This window comes from Caulobacter sp. 602-1, assembly GCF_003931565.1.
GTDB lineage: Bacteria > Pseudomonadota > Alphaproteobacteria > Caulobacterales > Caulobacteraceae > Caulobacter.
This window is the reverse complement of the sequence record NZ_RRYI01000056.1, coordinates 1-343: the sequence shown is the minus strand read 5'-3', so window position 1 is coordinate 343 and position 343 is coordinate 1. Positions and strand designations below refer to the sequence as shown.

Genomic DNA, 343 nt, shown 5'->3' with positions numbered 1-343 from the left:
CAGGGTGATTTCGAGCCGACCGAGGAAGGCTTCAAGTGCCCGGAGTGCGGCAACTCCAACCCGGACAAGTGCAATGTCACCAAGCGTACCTGCGGCTACCTCGGCAGCCCGGTCCAGCGCCCGATGGTGCACGGCCGTCACGAGGAGATTGCCCACCGTGTCAAGCACATGAGCGGCGAAACTGGCCGCGTGACCCTGGACGACGGCACCACCCACGAATGGTTCGAGGAAGCTAAGTAAGGTTTATACTCGCTCCCGCTGGCGGGAGCTGTCGAGCGTAAGCGAGACTGAGGGTGGTTATCCTTATAGTGTTGACCACCCTCAGTCCGTTTGATAACGGACA

The 343-nt window shown here is 60.3% G+C and carries 1 protein-coding gene; it reads left to right on the top strand.

What is annotated here, in order from left to right; genetic code table 11:
* On the top strand, positions 1–240 hold a 240-nt coding region (nrdD, locus tag EIK80_RS25225), incomplete at its 5' end, for an anaerobic ribonucleoside-triphosphate reductase (protein ID WP_148099130.1).
* Positions 241–343: the final 103 nt, after the last annotated feature.